Origin of the sequence: Rhodococcus sp. Leaf278, from assembly GCF_001426085.1 — a bacterium.
Taxonomy (GTDB): Bacteria; Actinomycetota; Actinomycetes; order Mycobacteriales; family Mycobacteriaceae; genus Rhodococcoides.
On sequence record NZ_LMRR01000018.1, the window covers coordinates 40,866 to 46,988 of the forward strand.

The 6,123-nt window shown below is 63.0% G+C and carries 6 protein-coding genes and 1 rRNA gene; 3 read left to right on the top strand and 4 right to left on the bottom strand.

The features are described 5' to 3' along the window. Positions 1-18 precede the first annotated feature (18 nt). Positions 19-1,209, bottom strand: coding sequence for an acetyl-CoA C-acetyltransferase (locus ASG84_RS16520; protein WP_057478131.1), 1,191 nt, complete (start codon positions 1,207-1,209; stop codon positions 19-21). A gap of 104 nt (positions 1,210-1,313) precedes the next feature. Here ASG84_RS16520 and mce point away from each other — a divergent pair, with 104 nt between their 5' ends. Both mce and ASG84_RS16530 read left to right on the top strand, forming a co-directional pair. After that, complete coding sequence (mce, locus tag ASG84_RS16525; RefSeq protein ID WP_442970969.1) at positions 1,314-1,796, top strand: methylmalonyl-CoA epimerase; 483 nt, start codon at positions 1,314-1,316, stop codon at positions 1,794-1,796. Positions 1,797-1,855: 59 nt separating this feature from the next. Continuing rightward, the gene (locus ASG84_RS16530; RefSeq protein ID WP_057478132.1) at positions 1,856-2,806 is read left to right on the top strand and encodes a hypothetical protein; all 951 of its coding nucleotides are present in this window, start codon (positions 1,856-1,858) and stop codon (positions 2,804-2,806) included. Positions 2,807-2,833: 27 nt separating this feature from the next. Here the strand turns inward: ASG84_RS16530 and ASG84_RS28235 are convergent, their stop codons facing one another. Both ASG84_RS28235 and nucS read right to left on the bottom strand, forming a co-directional pair. After that, positions 2,834-3,151 (bottom strand): ATP/GTP-binding protein, encoded by a 318-nt coding sequence (locus ASG84_RS28235; RefSeq protein WP_082521041.1) that lies wholly within the window; start codon positions 3,149-3,151, stop codon positions 2,834-2,836. A 41-nt stretch (positions 3,152-3,192) separates the two neighbouring features. Further along, positions 3,193-3,864: an endonuclease NucS gene (nucS, locus tag ASG84_RS16535; protein ID WP_032394670.1), complete on the bottom strand. Its 672-nt coding sequence runs from the start codon at positions 3,862-3,864 to the stop codon at positions 3,193-3,195. A 42-nt stretch (positions 3,865-3,906) separates the two neighbouring features. Here nucS and ASG84_RS16540 point away from each other — a divergent pair, with 42 nt between their 5' ends. Continuing rightward, positions 3,907-5,496, top strand: coding sequence for an adenylate/guanylate cyclase domain-containing protein (locus tag ASG84_RS16540; RefSeq protein ID WP_057478140.1), 1,590 nt, complete (start codon positions 3,907-3,909; stop codon positions 5,494-5,496). Positions 5,497-5,822: 326 nt separating this feature from the next. Here the strand turns inward: ASG84_RS16540 and rrf are convergent. Beyond that, positions 5,823-5,939 (bottom strand): 5S ribosomal RNA (rrf, locus tag ASG84_RS16545). Positions 5,940-6,123 lie beyond the last annotated feature (184 nt).

The window sequence follows — 6,123 nt, forward strand, 5'->3', positions numbered from 1 at the left end:
ACCAGAGCCACCGCTCCCCTACTGCTTCGGTACTCGAACGATGAGGGCGTCGCCCTGTCCACCGCCGCCGCACAGTGCGGCTGCGCCGACTCCGCCGCCGCGTCGCTGCAGCTCGAGTGCCAAGTGCAAGGCGATACGGGCACCGGACATGCCGAGCGGGTGTCCGATCGAGATTGCGCCACCGTTGACGTTCACGATCTCCGGATCGATCCCGAGCTCGCGTGTCGAAGCAATTCCGACCGCCGCGAACGCCTCGTTGATCTCGACGACGTCGAGATCCTTCGGGTCGATGCCGTCCTTCTCGCACGCCTTGGCGATGGCGCGGGCCGGCTGCGACTGCAGCGTGGAATCGGGGCCGGCCACCACTCCATGCGCGCCGATCTCGGCGAGCCAGGTCAAACCGAGCGACTCGGCCTTGTCCTTGCTCATCACCACGACGGCGGCAGCACCATCGGAGATCTGCGACGCCGATCCCGCGGTGACGGTTCCGGCCTTGTCGAATGCGGGGCGCAGCTTGCCGAGGGAATCGACGGTGGTGTCGGCGCGGATGCCTTCGTCTTCGGTGACCTGGATCGGATCGCCCTTGCGTTGCGGGACCGATACTGGAACCACTTCGTTGTCGAACACGCCGTTCTTCCACGCGGCGGCGGCTTTCTGATGCGACGCGGCAGCGAAGGTGTCCTGCTCTTCGCGGCTGATGGCCTCGGAACTCTGGTTGCGCTGTTCGGTCAGTGCGCCCATGGCCTGATCGGTGAAGATGTCGTAGAGACCGTCGTACGCGAGGTGGTCGCGCATGGTGACATCGCCGTACTTGAATCCGGCGCGCGACTTCTCGAGCATGTGTGGAGCCTGGGTCATCGATTCCTGGCCACCGGCGACGACGATCTCGAATTCACCGGCGCGAATGAGTTGATCGGCCAGCGCGATGGCGTCGACTCCGGACAGGCACACTTTGTTGATCGTCAGTGCAGGCACGGTCATCGGGATCCCGGCAGCAACGGCTGCCTGGCGGGCCGGGATCTGGCCGGCACCGGCGGTGAGAACCTGGCCCATGATGACGTAGTCGACCTGATCCGGAGCAACACCGGCCTTCTCGAGGGCACCCTTGATGGCGATCCCGCCGAGGTCCGATCCCGAGAAGTCCTTGAGTGCGCCCGAGAAGCGCCCGACGGGCGTACGAGCGCCGGCAACGATGACTGTTGTGGTCACGATTTCCTCCGAAAGTGTGAAGACGGCCTTGTCGAGATCAACGCTCCGACGCCCCCTTCCGATACCGGCGGGCGGAGCACCGAAACGCAGCTGGCGCTAACGTCATGGCCATGACCTCCAGTACGCAGTCTTTCACGGGAGCTCCGCTCCGCTCCGACCTGGTGACGGCAATCGACCACGTCGGGATCGCAGTGCCCGATCTCGACGCTGCCATCACTTGGTACACCGACCACCTCGGCATGATTGCCGTGCACGAGGAGGTCAACGAGGAACAGGGCGTCCGCGAGGCAATGCTCTCTTTCCCCGGTGCCGGAGAGAAGTCCGCTGCACTGCAGTTGCTCGCACCGATCGACGACTCCTCCACCATCGCCAAGTTCATCAGCCGCAACGGACCGGGACTACAGCAGTTGGCGTACCGCGTGACCGATATCGAGGAAATCTCGACCGAGTTGCGCGCCCGCGGCGTTCGGCTGTTGTACGACGCCCCGCGCCGGGGTACCGCCGATTCTCGGATCAACTTCGTCCATCCCAAGGACGCCGGTGGCGTGCTCATCGAACTCGTCGAACCGAACCCCGACGCGCACTGATCGAACTCTGTTCATCAGCCGTATGGCTCTCTACTTGACTCACCGGTAAATTGACGGCCATGGCTATCGATCATGAGCGCACTTCTACGGTGCAACTTCCCTTTTCCATCGTCCGGAAGGGGTTCGATCGCGACGAAGTCACCAACTACTTCGAGCGGTTCGACGCCGAGCTCCGGCTGACGACCGCCGACCGTGATGCGGCCGCAGCTCAGGCTCGTGATCTGGCCAAGCAACTCGACGACGCGCGTGACGAGATCGACGAGCTGCGCAAGGACATCGATCGCCTGTCGGTGCCGCCCACAACAGCGGAGGGCATGAGTGATCGCATCTCGCGCATGCTGCGGTTGGCCTCGGACGAGGCTTCAGAGGTACGCGCGAAGGCGCACTCGGAGTCCGAGGAAATGATTTCGGTTGCGCAGCAAGAAAGTGCGCGGCTGCGGGGACGGCACGAATCGCTGGTGGCAGAACTCGAAGAGCGCCGGACGGCACTCGAGACCGAGCACGAGCAGACGATGGCTCAGGCGCGCACCGAGGCAGCCCGCGTGGTCGAGGCCGCGCAGGCCGAGCGCGACAAGCTGGCCGCGGAATCCGAGGCCAAGCGCGCCGAGGTTCAGGAAGATTTCGAGATCACGATGGCGGAGCGCCGTACCAAGGTGTTGTCGGCGCTCGAAGAACTCGAAGCGTCGAGCAAAGCCGATGCCGCTCGCCGCATCGAAGAGGCAACGACCGAGGCCGCTCGACGGCTTCAGTCCGCCAGCGAACAGGCCGAACGGCGGATCGCGCACTCCAAGGAACTGGCCGAGGAGTTGCGCGTGCTGCGCAGCCGAGTACTCGCTCAGCTGCTCGGAATCCGTGGCCAGCTCGATTCGGTTCCGGCCATGCTTGCGTCGGTCAACCGGGAGAGTGAACTGCTCGACAATCCCGACCCGACGGCAATTCTCAAGAAGGAAGAAGAAAAGGCAGCCGCAAAGGCCGAGAACGAGAAGGAATCGGCCGACTCGGCGTCCTGACCCAGCAGTACACGCGAGGCCTCCCCGTCAAGACCAACGACGGGTGAGGCCTCGCGTGTTTCTGCCGTTCCAACATCCGGTGTGCCAATGTCTGCGGTTGTCCGCGCCCCCGAAATCGTCCGACGGCCACGCCACGATATGCGCGACGCCCGGCCGCACCTCGTGATCGCAGCCGGGGCAGCGATACGTTTTGACGGCCTTGGCACCCGGGACCATCCGAGAGGTGTACGTGTCACCATCCGGACCTACCTCGACTCGGTTGCCACTAAGTACCGAGTCGGTTGCCGGACCGAGATCACTCGGGCCGCTCCGATTCGGTCGGCGGGGTTGGTTACGACGAGGCACACGTCCAGTGTAGAGAACAGGCCGGTCAGTGCCGACAGTCGTCAGAAAAGCCGGAACTCGGTGCTGTCGGTTCCCCGTAGGACGTCGTAGTCGAGTGTGAGACAACGAATGCCGCGGTCGGTGGCCAACGTCTTCGCCTGGGGCTTGATGACCTGCGCAGCGAACACTCCGCTGACCGGAGCCAGCAGCGGATCACGATTGAGCAGTTCCAAATACCGAGTCAGCTGTTCGACGCCGTCGATTTCACCACGTCGCTTGATCTCTACGGCCACAGTTCCGCCATCGGCGTTGCGGCACAGCAGATCCACCGGGCCGATGGCCGTCATGTATTCGCGTCGTACAAGCGTGTAGCCGTCGCCCAAGGTGCTGACGTGCTCGGCCAGCAACTCCTGAAGATGGGCCTCCACACCGTCTTTCACCAGACCGGGGTCTATGCCGAGCTCGTGACTCGAGTCGAGCTCCACATCGTCGATCGTGATGCGAAGCTCCTCGCCGGCCTTGTTGGTGACGACCCATTTGATCGTCTCGCCCTCGGTGGTCTCGACCGTCCAGCAGGGCGGAGACATCCAGTTGAGCGGCTTGTAGGCCCGGTCGTCGGCGTGCACACTGACCGATCCGTCGGACTTCACGAGCAACAGACGCCGAGCCGACGGGAGGTGTGCGGTGAGGCGGCCGACATAGTCGACTTGGCAACGAGCAATAACTAAACGCACTCGACCACCATAAGGCAGGCGCCCCGTTAGTCTGTGACGACCATGCCGCAATTGAGACGATCTGCCGCTCCCCTGGGTTCCCGACTGCTCGGCGACACCTCCGAATCACCACGTCGACGCCGGATCCGCATCCAGCTGTTGCTGACGGTGTTCCTGGTGCTGTCGAACCTGATCGGCGCGGTGATAGTCGGGGTTCTGATCAGTGTCGTCGTTCCGGGTCCGAACGTACTGGATCCTGACAAGTACTGGTGGGTCAACTACATCGTCGCTCCGGTATACATTTTCCTCGCGTTCCTGGTCGGTGTCGTCTGGGGCACCACGCGCGCCCTGAGCAGTCTGCGGTGGGGCATCGAGGATCGCGAGCCCACTCGGTCCGAGCAGGTCGCGACCCTTGCTATGCCGTGGCGTCTGACTCGCATGCAGGTCGCATTGTGGACCGGTGGACTGATCCTGCTGACGACGATCGACGGCATCATCGACCCCCAGGCGATCCCCAAGGTGGCTTTCACCATTGCCGCGGGCGGCACAGTCGTGTGCGCGTTCAGTTACCTGCTCAGTGAGTTCGCTCTGCGGCCCATCGCGGCTCGTGCCCTACAAGCAGGCGACCCACGACGCATCCGAATCGCCGGTGTCATGGGACGTTCCATCCTGTCGTGGTTGCTGGGGACCGGCGTCCCGGTCACAGGATTGATGATGATCGCGGTGTTCCGATTCATTCGACCCGAGACGGATGCCACCCAGCTCGCAGTGTCCATACTTGCCCTCGGCGGGATCACCATCGTCTTCGGCTTCGCGTTGACCGTGTTGGGCGGCTTCGCAACCACCTCCCCGATCAACAACGTTCGTGCGGGTATGGCTGAGGTAGAGAAGGGCAACATGGATGTCCGACTCGCTGTGTACGACGGCACCGAGCTCGGCGAGCTGCAGAGCGGATTCAACCGCATGGCCGACGGCGTGCGGGATCGCGAGAAGATCCGCGACCTGTTCGGTCGACACGTCGGACACGAAGTAGCCGAGAAGGCGCTGCAATCCGAGAGTGAACTCGGCGGCCAGGAGCGCGACATCGCAGTGTTCTTCATCGACCTGGTGGGATCGACCGAATTGGCTGCCTCTCGACCGCCGACCGAGGTGGTGGACCTGCTCAACCGCTTCTTTGCAGTCGTCGTCGACGAGGTGGACGAACACGGCGGCTTCATCAACAAATTCGAGGGCGACGCAGCGCTCGCAATATTCGGGGCCCCGAACGAAATTACCGACCACTGTGGCTCCGCACTGGCTGCGGCAAGAGCAATTGCCAGACGGTTGTTGATCGAGGTTCCCGAATGCAGCGCCGCTGTAGGCGTCGCCGCTGGACGCGCGGTTGCCGGCAATGTCGGCGCAAAATCCAGATTCGAGTACACCGTCATCGGAGATCCGGTGAACGAGGCCGCTCGACTCTCCGAACTGGCAAAGAACGCGCCCGGAGCCATCCTGGCCTCTAAGACTGCCGTCGAAGGTGCAGCCGATGCCGAAGCCGATCGTTGGGAATTCGGTGATGCAGTCACCCTTCGCGGACGATCTGCGGAGACGATCCTCGCGAATCCGAAGGACGTCAAGGTTTCGGCGGATGAGCCCGAAGCCGTTCACGCCTGATCCACCCAGTCGGTGAGTCCGGCCAAGTAGGCCACGCCCCCGCTGGTCTGATGATCGACGGCTGGGGCGACCTCTGCCCGGCTGCTTCGCGTGCCGGACGCTCACGATGGCGTTGACGATTGCGTTCCCTGGGTGAGCCGGCAGCGTTTCGGTCTGTGCGCTCCGATATGCAGTCTCGAGACACTGCAGTCAGGATCGTCGGCTGTGGACGTTCGACGCCCTCCACGATCGGACGGCCCACACGGCGAATAATGTTGCAGCAGTATTGGTTTCGAATGCGGACAACCCCCGACCGTGATGGTCGGGGGTTGTCCGGTTCAAGTTGTGTTCGGCGGTGTCCTACTCTCCCACACCCTGTCGAGTGCAGTACCATCGGCGCTGGAGGGCTTAGCTTCCGGGTTCGGAATGGGACCGGGCGTTTCCCCTCCGCTATGGCCGCCGTAACTCTGCGAAACAGTGTCACGAGCGAACCTGTCACCCACACATACGGTGGGGTGGCGGATTCGTGTATTCGGTTGTGTTACTGAACAACTCGTGTGTTGTTTCAGATATTGCACAGTGGACGCGTAGCTTCTTTGTGGTAAGTCCTCGGCCTATTAGTACCAGTCACCTGCATACATTGCTGTA